At 64.1% G+C, this 17,738-nt stretch carries 20 protein-coding genes; 8 read left to right on the forward strand and 12 right to left on the reverse strand.

Going from position 1 to position 17,738, the window contains the following annotated elements:
• Nucleotides 1–12: 12 nt before the first annotated feature.
• Genes trpA through trpC form a run of 3 tightly spaced genes read right to left on the reverse strand, consistent with a single transcriptional unit; the run spans nt 13 to nt 2,872 of the window.
• Nucleotides 13–846, reverse strand: a complete 834-nt coding sequence (gene trpA / locus ACFQJC_RS12455; RefSeq protein ID WP_390223942.1) for a tryptophan synthase subunit alpha — start codon at nt 844–846, stop codon at nt 13–15.
• Nucleotides 846–2,117: a tryptophan synthase subunit beta gene (trpB, locus tag ACFQJC_RS12460; RefSeq protein ID WP_390223944.1), complete on the reverse strand. Its 1,272-nt coding sequence runs from the start codon at nt 2,115–2,117 to the stop codon at nt 846–848. Before trpB ends, trpA begins: the two co-directional genes overlap by 1 nt.
• Nucleotides 2,114–2,872 (reverse strand): indole-3-glycerol phosphate synthase, encoded by a 759-nt coding sequence (gene trpC / locus ACFQJC_RS12465; RefSeq protein WP_390223946.1) that lies wholly within the window; start codon nt 2,870–2,872, stop codon nt 2,114–2,116. The genes trpB and trpC overlap by 4 nt, the downstream gene beginning before the upstream one ends.
• Before the next feature lie 132 nt (nt 2,873–3,004).
• Here trpC and ACFQJC_RS12470 point away from each other — a divergent pair, with 132 nt between their 5' ends.
• Nucleotides 3,005–3,460 (forward strand): MGMT family protein, encoded by a 456-nt coding sequence (locus ACFQJC_RS12470; RefSeq protein WP_390223948.1) that lies wholly within the window; start codon nt 3,005–3,007, stop codon nt 3,458–3,460.
• Between the two features lie 21 nt (nt 3,461–3,481).
• On the opposite strand, the gene ACFQJC_RS12475 is transcribed toward ACFQJC_RS12470, so the two are convergent.
• The 3 genes from ACFQJC_RS12475 to lonB form a co-directional block, all read right to left on the reverse strand.
• On the reverse strand, nt 3,482–3,820 hold the full coding sequence (locus tag ACFQJC_RS12475; RefSeq protein WP_390223950.1) for a hypothetical protein: 339 nt from the start codon (nt 3,818–3,820) through the stop codon (nt 3,482–3,484).
• A gap of 64 nt (nt 3,821–3,884) precedes the next feature.
• A complete protein-coding gene (locus ACFQJC_RS12480) occupies nt 3,885–4,817 on the reverse strand; it encodes a CPBP family intramembrane glutamic endopeptidase (protein ID WP_390223952.1) in 933 nt (310 codons plus the stop codon).
• A gap of 6 nt (nt 4,818–4,823) precedes the next feature.
• Nucleotides 4,824–6,902 carry an ATP-dependent protease LonB gene (gene lonB / locus ACFQJC_RS12485; RefSeq protein WP_390223954.1) on the reverse strand — a complete coding sequence of 693 codons (2,079 nt, stop codon included), beginning with the start codon at nt 6,900–6,902 and terminating at the stop codon, nt 4,824–4,826.
• 168 nt (nt 6,903–7,070) lie between these two features.
• On the opposite strand from lonB, the gene ACFQJC_RS12490 reads away from it, so the two are divergent.
• From ACFQJC_RS12490 to ACFQJC_RS12500, 3 genes are read left to right on the forward strand one after another with little or no spacing between them, the layout of a single operon-like run.
• Nucleotides 7,071–7,613, forward strand: coding sequence for a nicotinamide-nucleotide adenylyltransferase (locus ACFQJC_RS12490; protein WP_390223956.1), 543 nt, complete (start codon nt 7,071–7,073; stop codon nt 7,611–7,613).
• A gap of 1 nt (nt 7,614) precedes the next feature.
• Nucleotides 7,615–8,391: an SAM hydrolase/SAM-dependent halogenase family protein gene (locus tag ACFQJC_RS12495; protein WP_390223958.1), complete on the forward strand. Its 777-nt coding sequence runs from the start codon at nt 7,615–7,617 to the stop codon at nt 8,389–8,391.
• A complete protein-coding gene (locus ACFQJC_RS12500; RefSeq protein ID WP_390223960.1) occupies nt 8,391–9,017 on the forward strand; it encodes a trimeric intracellular cation channel family protein in 627 nt (208 codons plus the stop codon). The genes ACFQJC_RS12495 and ACFQJC_RS12500 overlap by 1 nt, the downstream gene beginning before the upstream one ends.
• Here ACFQJC_RS12500 and ACFQJC_RS12505 read toward each other — a convergent pair.
• From ACFQJC_RS12505 to ACFQJC_RS12520, 4 genes are all read right to left on the reverse strand, one after another.
• On the reverse strand, nt 9,014–10,336 hold the full coding sequence (locus ACFQJC_RS12505) for an APC family permease (RefSeq protein WP_390223962.1): 1,323 nt from the start codon (nt 10,334–10,336) through the stop codon (nt 9,014–9,016). The genes ACFQJC_RS12500 and ACFQJC_RS12505 overlap by 4 nt on opposite strands.
• Before the next feature lie 124 nt (nt 10,337–10,460).
• Entirely contained in the window at nt 10,461–12,020 is a 1,560-nt protein-coding gene (gene thsA, locus ACFQJC_RS12510) for a thermosome subunit alpha (protein WP_390225615.1), read from the reverse strand.
• Nucleotides 12,021–12,172: 152 nt separating this feature from the next.
• Nucleotides 12,173–12,454 carry a HalOD1 output domain-containing protein gene (locus tag ACFQJC_RS12515; RefSeq protein WP_390223964.1) on the reverse strand — a complete coding sequence of 94 codons (282 nt, stop codon included), beginning with the start codon at nt 12,452–12,454 and terminating at the stop codon, nt 12,173–12,175.
• Between the two features lie 42 nt (nt 12,455–12,496).
• Complete coding sequence (locus ACFQJC_RS12520) at nt 12,497–13,159, reverse strand: helix-turn-helix domain-containing protein (protein ID WP_390223966.1); 663 nt, start codon at nt 13,157–13,159, stop codon at nt 12,497–12,499.
• Nucleotides 13,160–13,331: 172 nt separating this feature from the next.
• On the opposite strand from ACFQJC_RS12520, the gene ACFQJC_RS12525 reads away from it, so the two are divergent.
• A complete protein-coding gene (locus tag ACFQJC_RS12525) occupies nt 13,332–14,156 on the forward strand; it encodes an amidohydrolase family protein (RefSeq protein ID WP_390223968.1) in 825 nt (274 codons plus the stop codon).
• 295 nt (nt 14,157–14,451) lie between these two features.
• Here the strand turns inward: ACFQJC_RS12525 and ACFQJC_RS12530 are convergent, their stop codons facing one another.
• Together ACFQJC_RS12530 and ACFQJC_RS12535 are read right to left on the reverse strand one after the other, a co-directional pair.
• Nucleotides 14,452–15,354 carry a glycosyltransferase family 2 protein gene (locus ACFQJC_RS12530; RefSeq protein WP_390223970.1) on the reverse strand — a complete coding sequence of 301 codons (903 nt, stop codon included), beginning with the start codon at nt 15,352–15,354 and terminating at the stop codon, nt 14,452–14,454.
• A gap of 98 nt (nt 15,355–15,452) precedes the next feature.
• Nucleotides 15,453–16,211 carry a class I SAM-dependent methyltransferase gene (locus ACFQJC_RS12535; RefSeq protein WP_390223972.1) on the reverse strand — a complete coding sequence of 253 codons (759 nt, stop codon included), beginning with the start codon at nt 16,209–16,211 and terminating at the stop codon, nt 15,453–15,455.
• A 95-nt stretch (nt 16,212–16,306) separates the two neighbouring features.
• On the opposite strand from ACFQJC_RS12535, the gene ACFQJC_RS12540 reads away from it, so the two are divergent.
• The 3 genes from ACFQJC_RS12540 (at nt 16,307) to ACFQJC_RS12550 (ending at nt 17,736) form a co-directional block, all read left to right on the forward strand.
• On the forward strand, nt 16,307–16,468 hold the full coding sequence (locus ACFQJC_RS12540) for a hypothetical protein (RefSeq protein WP_390223974.1): 162 nt from the start codon (nt 16,307–16,309) through the stop codon (nt 16,466–16,468).
• A gap of 134 nt (nt 16,469–16,602) precedes the next feature.
• Complete coding sequence (locus tag ACFQJC_RS12545; RefSeq protein WP_390223976.1) at nt 16,603–16,875, forward strand: winged helix-turn-helix domain-containing protein; 273 nt, start codon at nt 16,603–16,605, stop codon at nt 16,873–16,875.
• Between the two features lie 72 nt (nt 16,876–16,947).
• Nucleotides 16,948–17,736, forward strand: coding sequence for an MBL fold metallo-hydrolase (locus tag ACFQJC_RS12550; RefSeq protein WP_390223978.1), 789 nt, complete (start codon nt 16,948–16,950; stop codon nt 17,734–17,736).
• Nucleotides 17,737–17,738: the final 2 nt, after the last annotated feature.

Consider the following 17,738-nt stretch of genomic DNA (forward strand, 5'->3'; position numbering starts at 1 on the left):
GTGTCAGGGTAGTTATGTGCGTTCCGGATGCGGTGTTCGTTGCGATGCACCGTCGGCCGTGCCGTCGGCGAGTTCGCGGGCGAGCGTTTCGAGGCGGTCGGCGACGACCTCGGGGTCGTCACCGTTCTCGTGGCCGTCTGCTATTATGTCCACGAGCGCGCTGCCGACGATGATGCCGTCTGCGCCGCCGCGGACGATTCGGGCGGCGTGGTCTCCCGTACTGATTCCGAATCCGACCGCCTTAGGCACGTCGTACTTCGTCAATCGGGCGAGCGTCGATTCGGTCTGGTCCGAGACCTCCGTCTTCGCGCCCGTCGTGCCGAGTCGCGCCTGGACGTAGACGTAGCCCGAGACCTGCTGCATGATTCGGTCGAGTCGGTCGCCGGTCGTCGTCGGGGCGACGATGAACACCAGGTCGAGACCGAACTCGTCGCACGCCTCCCGAAGCGGGTCCGCTTCTTCGGCGGGCAGGTCGGGGACGACGAAGCCCTCGATGCCGACCTCGGCGGACTTCTCGACGAACGGGCGCGGGCCGGGGTCGTCGCCGTAGCGGTAGATGAGGTTGTAGTAGGTCATACAGACCAGCGGCACCGACACGTCGAGGTCCTCGACGAACTCGAAGAATCGCGTCGGCGTCATGCCGCCTTCGAGCGAGCGAACCACCGCGTTCTGAATCGTCGGACCCTCGGCGATTGGCTCCGAAAAGGGCAGGCCGAGTTCGATGATATCAGCGCCGCCGCGTTCGAGCGCTTCGACGTACTTCAGGGACGATTCGTAGTCCGGGTCGCCCGCGGCGAGGTACGGGATGAAGGCCGGGCCGTCGGCGAACGCGTCTTCGAGGGACATCACAGTCCCCCCGTGAATTCGGTCATATCAGGTGCGATGTCGATGTCTCGTTCGTAGGTCTCTTCGATGGCCGATTCGAGGTCCTTGTCGCCGCGGCCGGAGACGTTGACGACGACGTACTCGCCGAGCGCGTCGCGTTCGGCGTCGCTGGCCTCGGAGTCGGGTCCGAACACGCGTTCGAGGTAGCCAAACGCGTGGGCGGTTTCGAGCGCCGGGATGATGCCTTCCAACTGGGAGAGGCGGTGGAACGCGGTCAGCGCCTCGTCGTCGTCCACGTTGACGGCGGTGACGCGTCCCGTTTGGTTCAAGTAGGCGAGTTCGGGGCCGACGCCGGCGTAGTCGAGACCCGAGGAGATGGAGTGCGACTCCATAATCTGGCCGTCGCGGTCCTGGAGGAGTTGCGTGCGCGCGCCGTGAAGCACGCCCTCGCTCCCCGTCGTCAGCGACGCGGAGTTGGGGGCGACACCCGCCTCTTCGTCCACCTCGAGCGTCGAACCGCCCGCTTCGACGGCGTAGAGCGCGACCGATTCGTCTTCTACAAATTCGGCGAACGCGCCCATCGTGTTCGACCCGCCGCCGGCGCAGGCGAGCACGGAGTCTGGGAGTTGGCCGAACTTCTCGTGGGCTTGGGTTCGCGCCTCTTCCGAAATCACGGATTGGAAGTCCCGAACCATGCTCGGGAAGGGGTGCGGACCGACGACAGAGCCGATGACGTAGTGGGTGTCTTCGACGTTGGTCGCCCAGTCGCGCATCGTCTCGGAGATGGCTTCTTTGAGGGTTCCGCGGCCGACAGTGACCGAATTGACTTCGGCCCCGTTGAGCTTCATCCGGAAGACGTTGGGGCGTTGTCGGTTGATGTCGCGCTCGCCCATGAAAATCTCGCAGGGCATATCGAGGTGGGCACAGGCCATCGCCGTCGCCGTGCCGTGCTGGCCCGCGCCCGTCTCGGCGATGATGCGGTCTTTGCCCATGTACTTCGCCAGCAAGACCTGTCCGAGCGCGTTGTTGAGTTTGTGCGCGCCGCCGTGGACGAGGTCCTCGCGCTTGAGATAGACCTCGCGCCCGTAGCGTTCCGAGAGTCGGTCCGCGCGCTGGAGGGGCGTCGGCCGCCCGCCGAAGTCGCGCAGTCGCGCGCGGAACTCGTCCATGAAGCCGTCCTCGTTGTCGAGGACGTATCGCTGGTACGCGTCGTTCAGTTCCTCGATAGCGGGCATGAGCGCCTCGGGAACGTACTGTCCGCCGTAGTCGCCGAACTTGCCATCTACACTCATAGCGAACTCAGATTCCGTGTGTTCTCTCGGACGTCGCCGTCCATGATTGCCGTCCCGACGAGGAGGGCGTCGGCACCCGCCTCGCGCATCCGTCGCACGTCGTCTGCGGTCTTTACGCCGCTCTCGGCGACGAGGAGTACGTCGTCGGGAACGTGAGAGGCGAGGTCCTCGAACGTCCCGAGGTCTACTTCCAATTTGCCGAGGTCGCGGTTGTTGATGCCGACGATGTCAGCGTCGGTCGCCAGCGCGGCGTCCAGTTCGTCTTTCGTGTGGACTTCGACGAGCGGCTGGAATCCGCGGTCTTTCGCCGCATCGACGAGGTTCGAGAGGTCGTCCCCGACGAATCGGGCGATGAGCAGAATCAAGTCGGATTCGACGACGTCCAACTGCGTCTCGTTCATGACGAAGTCCTTGCGGAGGACCGGTACATCGACCGCGTCGCGGATGCGTTCGAGCGAGTCGGTCGAGCCGCCGAAGTGCTCGGGTTCGGTGAGCACCGAGAGGGCAGTCGCCCCACCGGCGACCATCTCACGGGCGAGTTCGACCGGGTCGTCGTCTCGGACGCCGTCGGTCGTCGGACTCGTCGGCTTTACTTCCGCGATGAGGGGCACCCGACCCTCCGATTCGGTCGCCTCGACGGCCGCCGGAAACGACCGCGCATCGACGGTGAGACGCCGCTCACCGCCGGGTCGCGCGCGGGCGGCCGACAGAATCGACCGCACTTGTGGCGCTAAGTCACCTTCGCTAGCGTTCATTGATGTACACTAACGAACTGATTTGTACATAAGGTTTGCGTCAGCGCGAGCGTTTTCCGGGTGGGTGTTGGCGCTCGGTTCGCCCGTTCCATCGGCGTAAGTGTCAAACGTCCGGCGGGGAGAGGGTGAGACATGGACGTCGCCGGAATCTACGCCAGCGAACTACCCTCGGTCGGTCGCGCCGTGCAAATCGGAGTCGTGAGTGGAAAGCTCATCAGCGTCACCTTTCCGGAGTCGGTCCCCGACGACGCAGAGGGCGACCATCCCATTCTCGACGACATCGTCGCCGCAATCGACGGCGAGGAGGTGGATTTCTCGTCGGTCGAAATCGGGCTGACCGTTCCAACCGACCAGCGGAGCGTCCTCGAAGCGCTGCGAAACGTCCCGCGCGGCAAGCCCGTCGAGGTCGGACTCCTCGTTCGAATGGCCGGACTCGACCCCGAGGACGACGCCTCGGCGCGGACGGTCACCCGCACGCTCTCGAACAACCCGATTCCGGTCGTCGTTCCGGACCATCGCGTGATGGACGGTCCGAGCGCCGCGCCGGACGAGGTGGTGCAGGCGCTTCGACGGGCGGAAGGACTCTGAGTCGAGGTGTAAGAAGACGAATTAGAACGGTGTCGCGGTCGTCTCGCGGCGGAGTGCGATGTAGCCGACCAAACCTGCGAGCAAGAACAGCGTCCCTGCGAGTCCGAGTTCCGCGATTCCCGTCGCCAGTTGGACGAACTGCGTGATTCCGGCCGCGACGAACCCGCCTGCGGCGATGAGTTTCACGCGCGACTCGATTGGAATCTGGTAGGTGACGATACCGAGGAGAATCACGGCGATGCCGAACGCGACGTCCGCGAGCGTCTGAACGAGCGGGTTACCGGTGATAAAGGCCGCCGCGATGAGCGCGATGTAGCCGATAAGCCCCGCTTGGGCGAGAGTTCTCGTGTCGAGGTCCATACAGAGTACGCGGTGCGCCGGGGACTTGAACACCCCACACGCGAGTCGCGGGGGTACCTCACTTTCACTCCCAGTCGAACAGTTCGTGGCCGACGAACTCCAGCGCGTTGACGAGGTAGTGGGCGACGATGACGACCACGAGACTGCCAGTCAGGACGAACGCCGCACCGAGGACGAACCCGAGGAGACCGGTCACCAAGATGCCGAGGCGACCCTGCGCGCCGTGGCCGATGCCGAAGGCGACCGACGAGAGCGCGGCCATGAGCCACGGCGAGAGACCGAATCCCGCTGCCGCCGCGCCGATGAGCGCGCCGCGAAACAGCAGTTCTTCGAACCCCGCGATGAGCGGGAGCGCGACGAGAAAGAGCAGGAGCCACCCGCGGGTCGATTCCGGCGTGAGCGACGCGCGAAGCGACTCGTCGGGTGCGAATCCGAACTGGCGACTCGCGGTCGCACCGACTCGGTTCGCGGCGTAGAGCGAGAGACCGAGCGCGATACCGAGACCGACCATCGTCGGCAGGTCGGCCGAGGAGAGACCGAGTGCCGAGAGGGGAATGCCGGAGTACCACGCACCCATGGCGAGTAACGCGCCCAAGAGCGCCTGTCCGACGATGACGTTCGCAAGCAGGACGTACGGCGGGATGTCGGCCCCGGGGTTCGGGGCGCTGGGCGAGTCGTAGCCCGCCGCCCCGAGGTCCTGCTCGGACAGGTGAGTGACGTTGACGCCGACTGGGAAGAACTCGGTCGCGTGTTCGGGCGTCGCCGGCTGAATATCGAATCCGTCGGCTCTCGTCTCGTCGGTGTCGAAGTCGGGAGCCGAATCGGCACGTCGAGTGTCGAGACCCGTCTCGGTACGTCGAGACTCACCGCGTGCGCGCGAGGATTCGCCGCGAGCGTCGGCGATGTCGCTCGGAACGTCGCGTGAGAGATGTGCGAGAGAAAGAAGGACCGTGAGGACGACGCCGGTGAAGCCCGCGAACGTCGCCCACTCGGTCATGTTGCCTTACTGCGGGCTCGGACTGGACGGCCCGACGCCCTTGCCTTTGAGGGCAGAGCCGGTGATGCTCTTGAGGCGGTCCACGAGCGAGTCCTTCTCGGGTTCGCCTTCGAGGGCGACGTCGAGGACTTCGCTGATGTGCGAGACGGGGATGATTTCGATCATCTCCTTGTACTCGTCTTCTATCATCACGTCCTGCTCGTTGGCCGCAGGGATGATGACGGTGTCACAGCCGGCCTTCGCGGCGGCTTCGATCTTGTGGGTGACACCACCGACCGGGAGCACGTCACCGCGAACCGACAGCGAACCGGTCATGGCGACCGACTGGTCGATTGGGATGTCCTCCAGCGCGGAGATGACGGCGGTCGCCACCGTGATAGAGGCGGAGTCGCCGTCCACACCTTGCTGGCCGGTCTGGACGAACTGCACGTGCACGTCCATCTTCGAGAGGTCCTGGTTCGAGAACTTCTTGATGATAGCCGAGACGTTCTGGACGGACTCCTCGGCCATCTCCTTGAGCTGACCGGTGGCGATGACTTGGCCCGGACCCTGCGATGGCGTGACTTCGGCCATCACCGGAAGCATGATACCGGAGTCCTGCCCCATGACCGCGAGACCGTTCACGCGGCCCGTGACGAAGCCGTCGTTGACGGAGAGTTCGTAGTCCTTGCGGCGCTCGATGTACTGGTCCGCGATCTGTTGCTCGATGGAGCGCGCGCGGCGCTTGGCCTGCAACACGTGGTTGCGGGTGGTGTTCTCCGCGTTCTCGCCGCGGGCGATGTCGCCGGCGACGCGAACGAGCCCACCGAGGTTACGGAATTCGAGCGTGAGGTGGCCCTTGCGTCCCGCGCGGCGGCGGGCTTCGAGGATGACCTCTTCGAGTGCCTCCTCGGTGAAGTGGGGCAGACGCCCGTCGTTGGCCACTTCCTGTGCCACGAAGCGCGCGTACTTGCGGCGCATCTCGGGGGAGTCCTCGATGGTGTCGTCCATGTAGACCTCGTACCCGTAACCCTTGATACGGGAACGGAGTGCGGGGTGCATGTTCTCCATCGCGTCGAGGTTCCCCGCGGCAATCATGATGAAGTCCGTCGGAACGGGTTCGGTCTGGACCATCGCACCCGAGGAGCGCTCGGACTGGCCCGTGATGCCGAATTCGCCCTCCTGAATGGCCGTCATCAGATGTTGCTGGCTGCGAACGTCGAGGGTGTTGATCTCGTCGATGAACAGGACGCCCTTGTTGGCCTTGTGAATCGCGCCGGGTTCGACGCGGTCGTGGCTCGGCGTCTCCATGCCACCGGACTGGAACGGGTCGTGGCGAACGTCGCCGAGGAGCGCACCCGCGTGAGCACCGGTCGCGTCCTGGAACGGTGCCGCCTTCTGGTCGGCGTTGTTCACGATGAGGTTCGGAATCATTGCATCGCTGCCGCGCGAACCGTAGCGGAACGCGAGGTAGATGATACCCGCGGCGAGGATGCCGAGGAGCACCTGCTGGGCGATGATAAGCGAGTAGCCCAGCACGATGGCGATGATGATCCACATGAGGAACGAGCGCATCTGGTTGCGCTTGCGTGCCTCTTCTTTGTGCGCTTCGACGATTTGGTCACCCTTTCCCGCAGGTACAGTTCGGACCTTGGGTCGGTTGCCGTCGTCGGGGTTGTGATAGACGAGTACGTCCTGTAGTTCCTCGCGGGGGAGGAGTTCGGACATCGCCTTTGCGAGCATCGATTTCCCCGTCCCCGGAGAACCGATCATCATGACGTGGCGGCGCTGTTTTGCCGCCTTCATGATGACGTCGCGGGCGTGTTCCTGCCCGATGACTTGGTCCACCAGTCGGTCGGGGACCTCGATTTCCTCGGTGGAGTCGATATTGAGTCCACCGAGCAGGTCGTCCTCGTCGATTTCGTTGACGACGTCGGCTTTCAGTTCGACGTCGCTCCCGAGGTCGTCGATAGTGTGTTTTTCGACCGCTTCAGCCTCCTCGTCCTGAGGCTCCTGGTCGGCAACGTCGCCCTCGCTATCGGGCGATTTGTCGATGGATTCCTCCGACTCCTGGAGGCGGTCGTCGGTATTCGTTTCGTTACTCATAGAACTGTCGTCGCTACTTCTATCGTAGGTCCTGCGCTTGATATACTTTCTCCCCGATTGTGCGTTGCATACCTCGCCGTAGAATGTCGTTTCGACTCTCCTACTACCCGAATTCTGGATTTTATGAAACTCGCCGTATTTATAAGTAGTCGCACCCAACCGCGAGCCATGCGGGGGTTCTACATTGGCCGGTTTCAGCCGTATCACAACGGTCATCACCGAATGGTTCAGGAAATCGCCTCCGAGGTCGATGAACTCGTCCTCGGGATTGGCTCGGCAGGCGACTCACACACGCCGCGGAATCCGTTCACCGCGGGCGAGCGCATCATGATGGTCACGAAGGCCGTCTCCGACCTCGACGTCACGACCTACGCGGTTCCCATCGAGGACCTCGACCGAAACTCCGTGTGGGTCAGTCACGTCCAGTCCATGTCGCCGGCGTTCGACGTGGCCTACTCGAACAACCCCCTCGTCATCCAGTTGTTCACCGAGGCGGGCGTCGAGGTCCGACAGTCGCCGATGTTCAACCGCGAGGTGCTGGAAGGCACCGAAGTCCGCGCGCGCATGGTCGAAGACCGGGACTGGGAGTCGCTCGTCCCCGACGAAGTCGCCGAAGTCGTCTACGAAATCGGCGGCATCGAGCGAATCCAGAACATCACCGCCTCCGACGGCTCCGGCGACGTCGCAGAGAACCACCCCGATACGGCCTGAGATGATAACGCTCGCGTCCGATTTCGGCTCGGCCTACCCGGCGGCGATGAAAGGCGTCATCCTCTCGAAGAGCGACGCTCGTCTCGTCGATGTGGCCCACGACCTCCCCCGCCAGAACGTCCGTGCGGCCGCCTTTTGGCTCCGCGAGACGCTGCCCTACTTTCCGCCGGCGGTCCATCTCGCGGTCATCGACCCCGGTGTCGGAACCGACCGACGAGCGGTCGCGCTCCGCGTCGGCGACCACGTCCTCGTCGGCCCGGACAACGGCGTACTCCGTCCAGCGGCGCGACGAATCGCCCGCGAGTCCGACGACGAACCCACACGCGAAGCGTACGAGATTCAGGTCGAGAACCCCGACTCGATGACCTTCCACGGCCGCGACGTGTTCGCCCCGGCCGCGGCCGACGCCCACGGAATCGGCGCGGACGCGCTCGACGCAATCGAGCGATTCGCCCCCATCGAGTGGTCCGGTCTCACCGACTGCGTCTTTCCCGACCCCGAGCGCGACGACGACGGCATCTCCGGCGAAGTCCTCGTCGTGGACGACTTCGGGAACTGCATCACGAACATCCCCGGAAACGAGATTCGGGCGTACGACCGCGTCGCGGTCAACGGCGAACCGACGCCCGTCGGCGACACCTTCGAGGCGGTGCTCCGTGGCTCTCGTCTCGTGACGGTCGGCAGTCACGGCTACGTCGAGTGCGACGTGAACCACGGCCGCGGTGACGAGGCGTTCGGACTCGCGCAGGGAGACACCGTCCGGCTCGGTTTCGACTGATGGTCGAAGTAGACCCCTTCTGGGTGATGAACGTCGTCGGCCTGCTCGCGTTCGCCGTCGCGGGGGCGCTCAAGGCCGCAGACGCCGGACTCGACGCGTTCGGCGTGGCCGTCCTCGGCGTCGTCACGGCGCTCGGCGGCGGGACCACGCGCGACGTACTCGTGGACAGACTGCCAGCCTCGTTGGCGACTCTCGACGACATGAGCGTCGCGCTCGTCGGCGTCGCGCTCGCTATCGTGCTCATCCGACGCCTGAAAGGGCGCGTCCGCGACCACCCGCTGTTTCTGACCTCCGACGCCATCGGTCTCGCCGCGTTCGCCGCCGCGGGGTCGCTCGTCGGCGTCCAAGCGGGCGTCTCGCCCTTCGGAATCGTCATCCTCGGCACAATCACGGGCGTCGGTGGCGGCTCGATTGCAGATATCCTCATCGGGCGCGTGCCGGTCGTCCTCCGCGACGACTTCTACGCGACACCGGCCGTCGTCGGTTGTCTCGGCTTTCTGGTCGCTCGTTGGCTCGGTGCGCCGTCGGGGGTTCCCGCCGGACTCTGCGCCGCGGTCGTGTTCGGCCTGCGGATGTTCGCCGTGCGCTACGAGTGGCGACTCCCGAAGGTGAGAGCGGGGAGTTAGTTCTTGCCGACGCCCGGGACCTCGCGTTCGAGAGCGCGCGCGTCTTCGGCGAGTTCGTCGCGCTCGAAGTAGAGTAACTCGACGGCGATGACCGCGACGCCGAGCGCGAGCACCGTCCAGAAGGTGCCCTGTTCTGCGGTGTAGAGGTGCCACAGGAGCGCGAGCACCGACGCCGCGGCGCCGACGGTGGCCGCCGCGGGAATCGCCGCAGTCGTGAGGTTCTCGCGCTGGCGGAAGGCGACGAGGCTGAGACCGCCGAAGATGCTGATGAACGCGAGCGACGCGAACGAACTGATGGCGTCGAGGCTACCGAGGAAGGTGAACGCGGCCGAGAGCGCCCCGAGGACGAGCAGCGCCCGAACCGGTTCGTCGTGGCTCTCGTCGCGCAACCGACTCGGTAAGAGGTCGTTCGAGACGAGGCGGTTCGAGAGGCGCGCCGAACTGAACAAGGTGGCGTTGATGGCGCTCCCGGTCGAGAAGAGCGCCGCCAGTGAGATGAGAACGAACCCAATCTGGCCGAGGAACGGCCGAGCGGCGATTGCGAGCGCGGTTTCGGCGTGTCGTTGGATAGCGTCGAGACCCGCCAGATTCGTCGTGACGAGCGCGACGAGGATGTAGAGCGCGGTCGCGGAGACGATGGAGATGTAGACCGCCTTGCGAACCGTCTCTGTGGGATTCTCGATGCTATCCTGGTCGAAAAAGAGGAGTTCCCACCCCTCGAACGCGACGAACGAGACGGCCGCGGCGATGACCGGACCAGCACCGAGGTTGCCGAAGCCGAGACTGATGCCGCCGTGGCTGGTTCCGTACCAGATACCACCGAGACCGAACAGGAGTAAGATGGCGATTTTGAGACCGACGAGCACGTCTTCGGTGCGCCCGGAGGCGTGCGCGCCGAGGACGTTGAGACCGACGAATCCGGCGACCATGAGCGCCGAGACGACGGGGCGGATCGAGAATCCCGCGACGGAGGCGACGCCGACGAGTTCGGTGAAGTAGCCGCCGAACGCGTAGGCGTACATCGCCATCGTTCCGACGTAGCCGAAGACGAACGTCCAACCGACGATGCCGGAGAGCGTCGTGCTCCCGGTGAAGTGTTGGACGTATCCGATGGGACTCGTCGCATCCGAGAGCAGGCTATTGAGTCGTAGCATCGAGTACCCGGCCGCGAGCGCGAGCAGGCCAGCGACGACGAAGGCGGCCCACGCGAGCGTTCCTGCCGCCCCGGCGACGACGCCGAGCACGGCGAAGATACCACCACCGACCATGCCACCGATTGCCATCGAAACGGCTTCTGGAAGCCCGACGGACTCGGACATGATACCTGGTAGACACTCGACACGGATGAATGCCGTGGCTGGGGAAACGTCTGACCGAACTAAAAACGTGAACGGAAGAAGTGACACCGACCGTTGGAAGGAGAACGCGGTGTCTGTGGTGGGGTTAGTTGGCGGCGATAACGTCGTCGATGCGGACGATCATCGTCGCGGCTTCGGTCGCAGATTCGATTGCCTCGCGCTTGACGGCCGCGGGGTCGATGATGCCGTGTTCGACGGGGTCGCCGATTTCGCCGGAGCGGCCGGTCGAGATGATGCCGGCGATTCCCTCGTGCTCGTAGCGAGCGCGCAGATCGACGAGTGCGTCGATGGGGTCCATGCCGGTGTTCTCGGCGAGGGTGCGCGGCAGGGCTTCGACGGCGTCCGCGTACGCCTCGACGGCGAGTTGCTTGCGACCTTCGATACCTGCGGCTTCGGAGCGGATACGGTCGGCGATGGCGATTTCGGTCGCGCCCGCGCCGGGGACGACGCCGCCCTTGTCGAGTGCGGCGACGACGACATCGACGGAGTCGTTGATGGCGCGTTCGAGTTCGTCCACGACGTGTTCGGTGCCGCCGCGGAGGAACAGCGTCACGGCCTTGGCCGCGACACCGCCTTCGACGAAGGTCAACTCGTCGTCGCCGAACGTCTTGATGCTGACCGAATCGACGTGGCCGAGGTCGGACTCGTCGAGGTCGGAGAGCGAGCCGAGGCGCTTCGCTCCGGTCGCGCGAGCGATGGCGCGGGCGTCCGATTTCTTCACGCTCTTGAACGCGAGGATGCCCGCGTCGGCGAGGTAGCCGGCGACGCGGTCGTCGATGGACTTCGTGCAGAAGACCACGTCCACGCCGGCGTCTTTGAGCGCCTTCGAGTAGCCGCGGAGTTCCGTGTCCTCGGCGTCGATGGCGGCGGTGAGCTGGTCCACGGAGGTGATGTTGTACTCGGTATCGACCTCGCTCTTGCGCACGTCGAGTTTCATGTCGAGGACCGCGACGGTGGCGTCTTCGACAGAGCGGGGCATGTTGTCGTTGACGGGTTCCTTGTCGAGGACGACGCCTTCGACGAGTTCGGTCGCCGAGGAGGACGCGCCCGTGCGGGTGAGGACGCGAACGTTGTCGCGGTCGAACTTGCCGTTGCTCTCGTGGACCATGCGGACGGCCTTGACGACGTGCTTTGCGAGCACGTCGGCGGTCACGTCACCGGTTCCCTTGCCGGTCATAGAGGACTCGGCGACCTGTTCGAGCAGGTCGTCGTCGAGTTCCACGTCGAGGACGAAGTCGTCGATTGCCTCCTGTGCGATACGCGCGGCCTCGGTGTAGCCTTCGACGATGACCGTCGGGTGGAGGTCGTCGTCGAGGAGGTCCTCGGCGTGCGCGAGGAGTTCGCCGGTGAGGACGGCAGCGGTGGTCGTGCCGTCACCGACTTCCTCTTCCTGCGTCTGCGAGACTTCGACGATCATCTGTGCGGCGGGGTGCTCGATGTCCATCTTTTCGAGGATGGTCGCACCGTCGTTGGTGATGACGACGTCGCCGGAGGAATCGACGAGCATCTTGTCCATACCGCGTGGTCCGAGGGTGGTTCGTACAGCCTCGGCGACGGCCTTGCCGGCGCGGATGTTCGAGTCCTGTGCGGAGCGACCGCGTGTGCGGTTCGAGCCTTCTGCGAGGATGTAGAGTGGTTGCTGCATTCGTGAAGCCATGTTGAAACCTCAAGCGAGTACAACGTTTGCAGTTCTATAAATACATTTCTGCGAGCGGTGCGCTATGAAATCGCACGACAGGGAGACGAACGCGCCCGGAATTCGACGTTCGTCGTTCGTGCGTTCAGCGCTCGTGTAACTCAGATATCGGGTGGTGCGACTCGAAGTGTTCCGTCGCCAAACAACGAAACGAGGTAGCCAGCGTACCTGAAGGTGAATTCGAGCGACGGGTCTCGTGCCGTCCCAAACAGCGAGTTGAGTGCCTCTGGATCGACGCCCACGTCAGCTAACGGTGGCAGTTCGAGTGGACTGAGTTCCTCGGCCGTTGCAACAGCCGAAGTTACGGCAACTGCGAGATCGTCGTATCGGTCCGCAGAGATAGTCACTGCAGATGATGGTTCGGTCTCACGTTCATCGTCCATACAATCCGTAACGGGAATCTGGTATCTATGAATGTGGGTTGACTATGTAATCCGTTCTTCATTAGGTGTCTCGTCCGAGACAGCTTCTGCGAGACACCGATAGGCCCGACGCAATCTGGCCGCGACCGCCTGTCGAGAGATTCCGAGTTCGGTGCCGAGTTCGGCGAGCGACGTTCGGCGGCGGTCGTCGAAGTAGCCGTGGTCGAGCGCGAGGAGGAGCGCTTCTCGCTGCCCGTCTGTCAGTCGCCTTTCGATGGGGGTTTCGTACTCTTCGAGCGTGACGAGGCGGGTTACGTCCATGTCGATTTGCTCTGTGACACAGCGTGCTCGAAGTTCTCGCAGAGCAGTGTGAGAACGCAACCGCAGTTCGAGAGTCCACGACTCTCCAGTGCTCGAACAGGCGAGCAGCGTGATATCGAACGCCGAAAACGCCGACAACAGTGGGTTTTCTTCGTGGTCTACCACCACCTCGTAGAGCGCTCCGTCGGGAACGGTTTCGAGCATCGTTATCTCGCTCACTTCGGGAATCGCTTTTGCTCGCTCACCGTACTCACTGGCGAGTTCGCCCCGGACCCAGACCGTACAGCCCTCGGAGACAGCAGTCGGAATGAACGGTTCGAGTTCGAGTTCGAGGGTGTCGATATCGGCCACTCGACCGAGACAGAAAACAGAAATCGGCAATTCGACCTCTGCGATGAGACTCACAACCGTGCTTCAACGGATGGCATCAAAAGCGTATATGACCGTATGACGGCCTAATGACAACGTAATCCAGACATTCGGGATTTCGTACCGTTTCGACGGGCCGTCACGTTGGGTGCCAGTGTCTCGCCATTTTCTGTAATCTATTTCAGACCCAACCGTGTGGAGTTGGACAATGCTGGAGTTGGAACACGGGTTTCGGGTCGTCGATGTGAACGCCCAACTCGACCCAGACGAGCAGTCCATCGCAACGCGGGGGCGAGAAATCAGCCCCGAGCGCCTCGAACGAGAACTACACCAGGCAGGCGTCGTCCGCGCCGTCGTCTCACCGGGTGCCCAACCCGGCGACGTGAGCTATCTTCGACCGAACAACGCCGTCGCGCGCTTGAGCGTGGACCGGCCGTTTCTCGCCTTCGCCCGCATCAACGGCCCGCGCGACCCGAGCAGTAAGACCATGGGCCGCCTCCGTAACCTCACCGCCTCGCGCGCCGCCCACCACACCGACCCCGAAGACGTCGAGCAGTACGCCTACGACGACCGATTCCACGGCTTCTGTCTCGCGCCCGCGGTCGATGGACTGCCGGACGACGAGACGCTCGACATGCTCGAATCGGTCGGCCTTCCCGTGTTCGTCGAGGCCGGCGAGGCGTTCACACCGCGGACCCTCTCCGAGACGCTCCTCGGTCGGTTCCCCGTCATCATGTCGAGTTTCGGCGGTTACCCCCTCAATCGTGACCTGATGGACGAAGCCATCGACATGCTCGACGACCACGACGACCTGTATCTGGACACGAGTTTCGTCTGCTTCCGGAGCGTCCTCGAACGCGCCCTGCTCGAACACCCGGACCGCGTCCTCTTCGGGAGCGGCGCACCCGAGACCCATCCCAACGTCGGCGTCATGGAGATTCTCACCCTCGACGTGTCGGAAGACGCCCTCGCCAAGGCGTTCTCGAACAACGCGACGCGCGTGATTTCGGCGCTCGGGCCGGGCGAGGAGTAGCCACTCTCGTATATCACCGACTTCCCCCATCTCATGGATAGTGTTGTCTTCTTCGGCCATCGGACCGAGAAGACGCTTAAGGAGTCTATCGAAGGCGTAACCCCACGCCCAGTACCGCCAGTCCACTACCGACCAGCGCACCGACGGCCAACAACCCGGCAACGCCACCGATGCTGACGAAGACGGCAGTTCCGACTGCAAAGACACCCGCAACAGCTATCGCAATACGTAATCGTAACAGTCTGCCGAGGATTCGACGTTGAAACAGAACTCTGAGCGGACCGCGCATCTGCGCTTACCGCCAGTCGTACCGAGCGACGGCGCGGTCGGCGCGCTTCGACCGACCGTGTGGATTACGCGCCCTGCTTCGGTCGCGGGCGCGGGCGACGAGACCGTCGGACGCGCCGGTCGAGATTCCCATCACCACGTCGCGGCCGGTGCCGACCCAGCCAGACGGCGTCACCTCACCGTCGAGTACGCCGCGTGCCGCGGCGATACCGTCGCTCGCGGCGTGTTTGAGAGTGCGTTTGATAATCGCCGGTCGAACGCCGTAGTTCTTGACGAGTCGATACGCGAGCGAGCGGTACTTCCAGCCCCAATCGCGCTCGGAGACGCCACCGTCGGCCTCGAACTCGCGTTGGACACACATCTCCGGTGCCCACGCGACGGTTCGGTCGAAGGTGGCGAGGCGGTGGGCGGCGTCGCGCGCGCCGCCGGTGCGGAGGTACTCGTCGAAGCCGTCGAGGTCGTCGATGGTGCGGCGGCGGAAGGCGACGTTGCCGCCGTTGAAGTAGGTGACCGTGCGCCCCGAAATCGTCCGCTGTTCGAGCGATTCGGTGGTCATTCCGTTCCGAAGAGTCTGGTGCAGTGGGCCGGTGACGACGTCCGCATCTTCGATGCCTGCTTCGAGTGCGTCCAACCACGAATCTTCGATTGCGAGGTCGTATCGGAGGAAGGCGACCACCTCACCCGTCGCGGCTTCGAGACCGGCGTTGCGCGCGACGTTGAGCGTGCGGTCTGAGATTTCGATGAGCACGTCCACGTCGTCGCGCTCTCGTACCATCCCGGTCGTACCGTCGGCTGACGGCCCGTTGACGACGATTACCTCGGCGTCGGGGGCGTACTCGGCCAGCGCATCGAGGCTGGTGACGAGGCTGTCCCGACCGTTGAGCGTCGGGAGCACAACCGAGAGGTCCATACTCGACAGTTGCTACGGACCTACTTAAATGTGAATTGAAACTCCGTGTTAATATCTACCGTAGACCACGCGAGACGGTCGAATGAGAGGAATGGGGGTTATTCGGCGTCGCTGGCGTGCTCTTCCGCACGGGTTTCGGCGTCGGTCGCCGACGGAACGCGAGCGTTCCAGTAGGAGACCGAGGCCACGTCGTCGCCGACGAGTGAGTCGCCGACCGCGAGGTCGAACGACCGGAAGGGCTGGGCGATGCCGTTCGGAATCTTTCGGTAGAACCCGAACGGGAGCACGAAGTCGTGGTTCGCTTCGACGAGCGAGAGACCCGCGTTGTCGAGGAGGCGATGCACGTCGTTCGCGGAGTAGAGATGCGACCCCATCGGGAGCAACCAGTTGTAGGCGACGCGCAGACTCTGGTCGTTGAACGTATCGAAGAAGACCTGATTCTTCGAGACGCGCGCCATCTCCGTGAGGAACTTCGTCGGCGTGTCCGCGAGGTGGAAAAACCGCATGGCGAACACGGCGTCGAAGTGGTCGTCCGGAAACGGCAGTCGCGCGGCGTCGCCGCGGAGGAACTCGATGTTGTCCTCGACGCCCGCTCTGCGCGCCTTCTCGCGCCCCTGTTGCATCATCGCCCGCGAGATGTCGAGACCGATGATGTCCGCGCCCTGCTGGGCGAGCATCACGGTAAAGCGACCGGTCCCGCAGGCGATTTCGAGGATGTTCTTGTCTTCGACCGGGCCGAGAGCGTCGAGCACTGCCGCTTTCTCCCGCTGGTCGATGAGCTGACCGCCCCGCGAAAACCGCTTCGAGTCGTACTCCCGAGCGATGTCGTCCGCTTGGTACCACTCCTTTCCTTTCACGCTACGCTGTATCGCGGGGGCACCGGTAAAACGATACTGGATGCGTCGTGCGGTCTGGGGTGATGCTTACCCGCACTGGGCACCAACCATGAGGTATGCCAACGTGCCGCATCTGTGGTGCTACGCACGACGCCGACGAGTTACAGCGCCACATCACGGAGGGAATCCTCATCGTCCACTGCCCCGACTGCCACGCGCCGATGGGAAGTTACCACGTCGGGTCGCCCGCGGTCGATACGAAGCGCGCTGACTCTTGATTCGGAGACCGCGCATGGGTTCGAACAGCGCGATACCCATTTTTGCGACTGAAATAATATCTATATTAGGAGTCTGCATTGTTTTGTCACACTGGTAGCTAACTCTTAACACGGAGGACATTGGCTAGGCAAGTATGAGCACCACCACTGCAGAACCAGACGCCGAAGCGCTGCTTTCGGAAGCCGAGTTCCGTGAGCGCCTCCGCGAACTCCCACCGAGCGCGAAGCTCGTCGCAAAAGTCCTCGAAAGCGATGCGCCCCTCTCGCAGGGACAACTCGCCGAGGAGTCGCTCCTCCCGGACCGGACCGTCCGCTACGCGCTCAACCGTCTCGAAGATTCGGACCTCGTCGGCTCGCGCTACTCCTTCAAGGACGCGCGCAAGCAGGTCTACTTCCTGAACACGTAGAGTTCGACCAGGCTCTGACCAAGCCACGCACTTTTCCCAACTGACTAATTCGTTCCCGAGCGAAGCCGCCGTATGAACGTCACTCGCGTCTCCGTCCCCGTCGAAACGCGCGCGCCGACCGGCGCGACGAACGCGTATCTCGTCTCCGACGACGGCGAGACGCTCCTTCTCGACCCCGCCGCCCGAACAACGGACCTCGACTCGCTGGTCGAAGACCGCGGCGCGGACCACATCGCCGTGACCCACACGCATCCGGACCACGTCGGCGCGGTCGCCGACTACGCCCGCGACACGGGAGCGACAATCTGGTGTCGTCGCGGGCGGGAAGCCATGTTCGAGGCGGCGACCGGAGTTTCGGCCGACCACACCTTCGTCGAGGGGACGACGATTCCCGTCGGCTCGGGCATCGAGGTGCTCGATACGCCCGGTCACGCCCGCGACCACGTGACGTTCGTCGCCGGCGACGAGTACGTGACCGGTGACCTCGCTATGGCCGAAGGAAGCGTCGTCGTCGGTGCGCCCGCCGGCGACATGCGCGCGTATCTCGTTTCCCTCCGACGGCTCTACGCTCGAAATCCGCGACGGATGCATCCCGGCCACGGTCCCGTCATCGAGGATTCGCGTGACGTTCTCGCTCGACTCATCGACCACCGGCGCGCCCGCGAGAAGAAAGTGGAGGCCGCGATTCGAGACGGCGCGCGCACGCCGGACGAAGTGACCGACGCGGCTTACGACAAGGACGTCTCGGCCGTCTACGACCTCGCGCGCGCCACCGTCGTCGCGCACATCGAGAAACTGGCCGCCGAGCGCCGAGTTCGATGGGACCCGAAGACGCAGTCGGTCGAGCCACTCGAACGCTGAGC

Source organism: Haloferax namakaokahaiae (genome assembly GCF_042663225.1).
GTDB lineage: Archaea > Halobacteriota > Halobacteria > Halobacteriales > Haloferacaceae > Haloferax > Haloferax namakaokahaiae.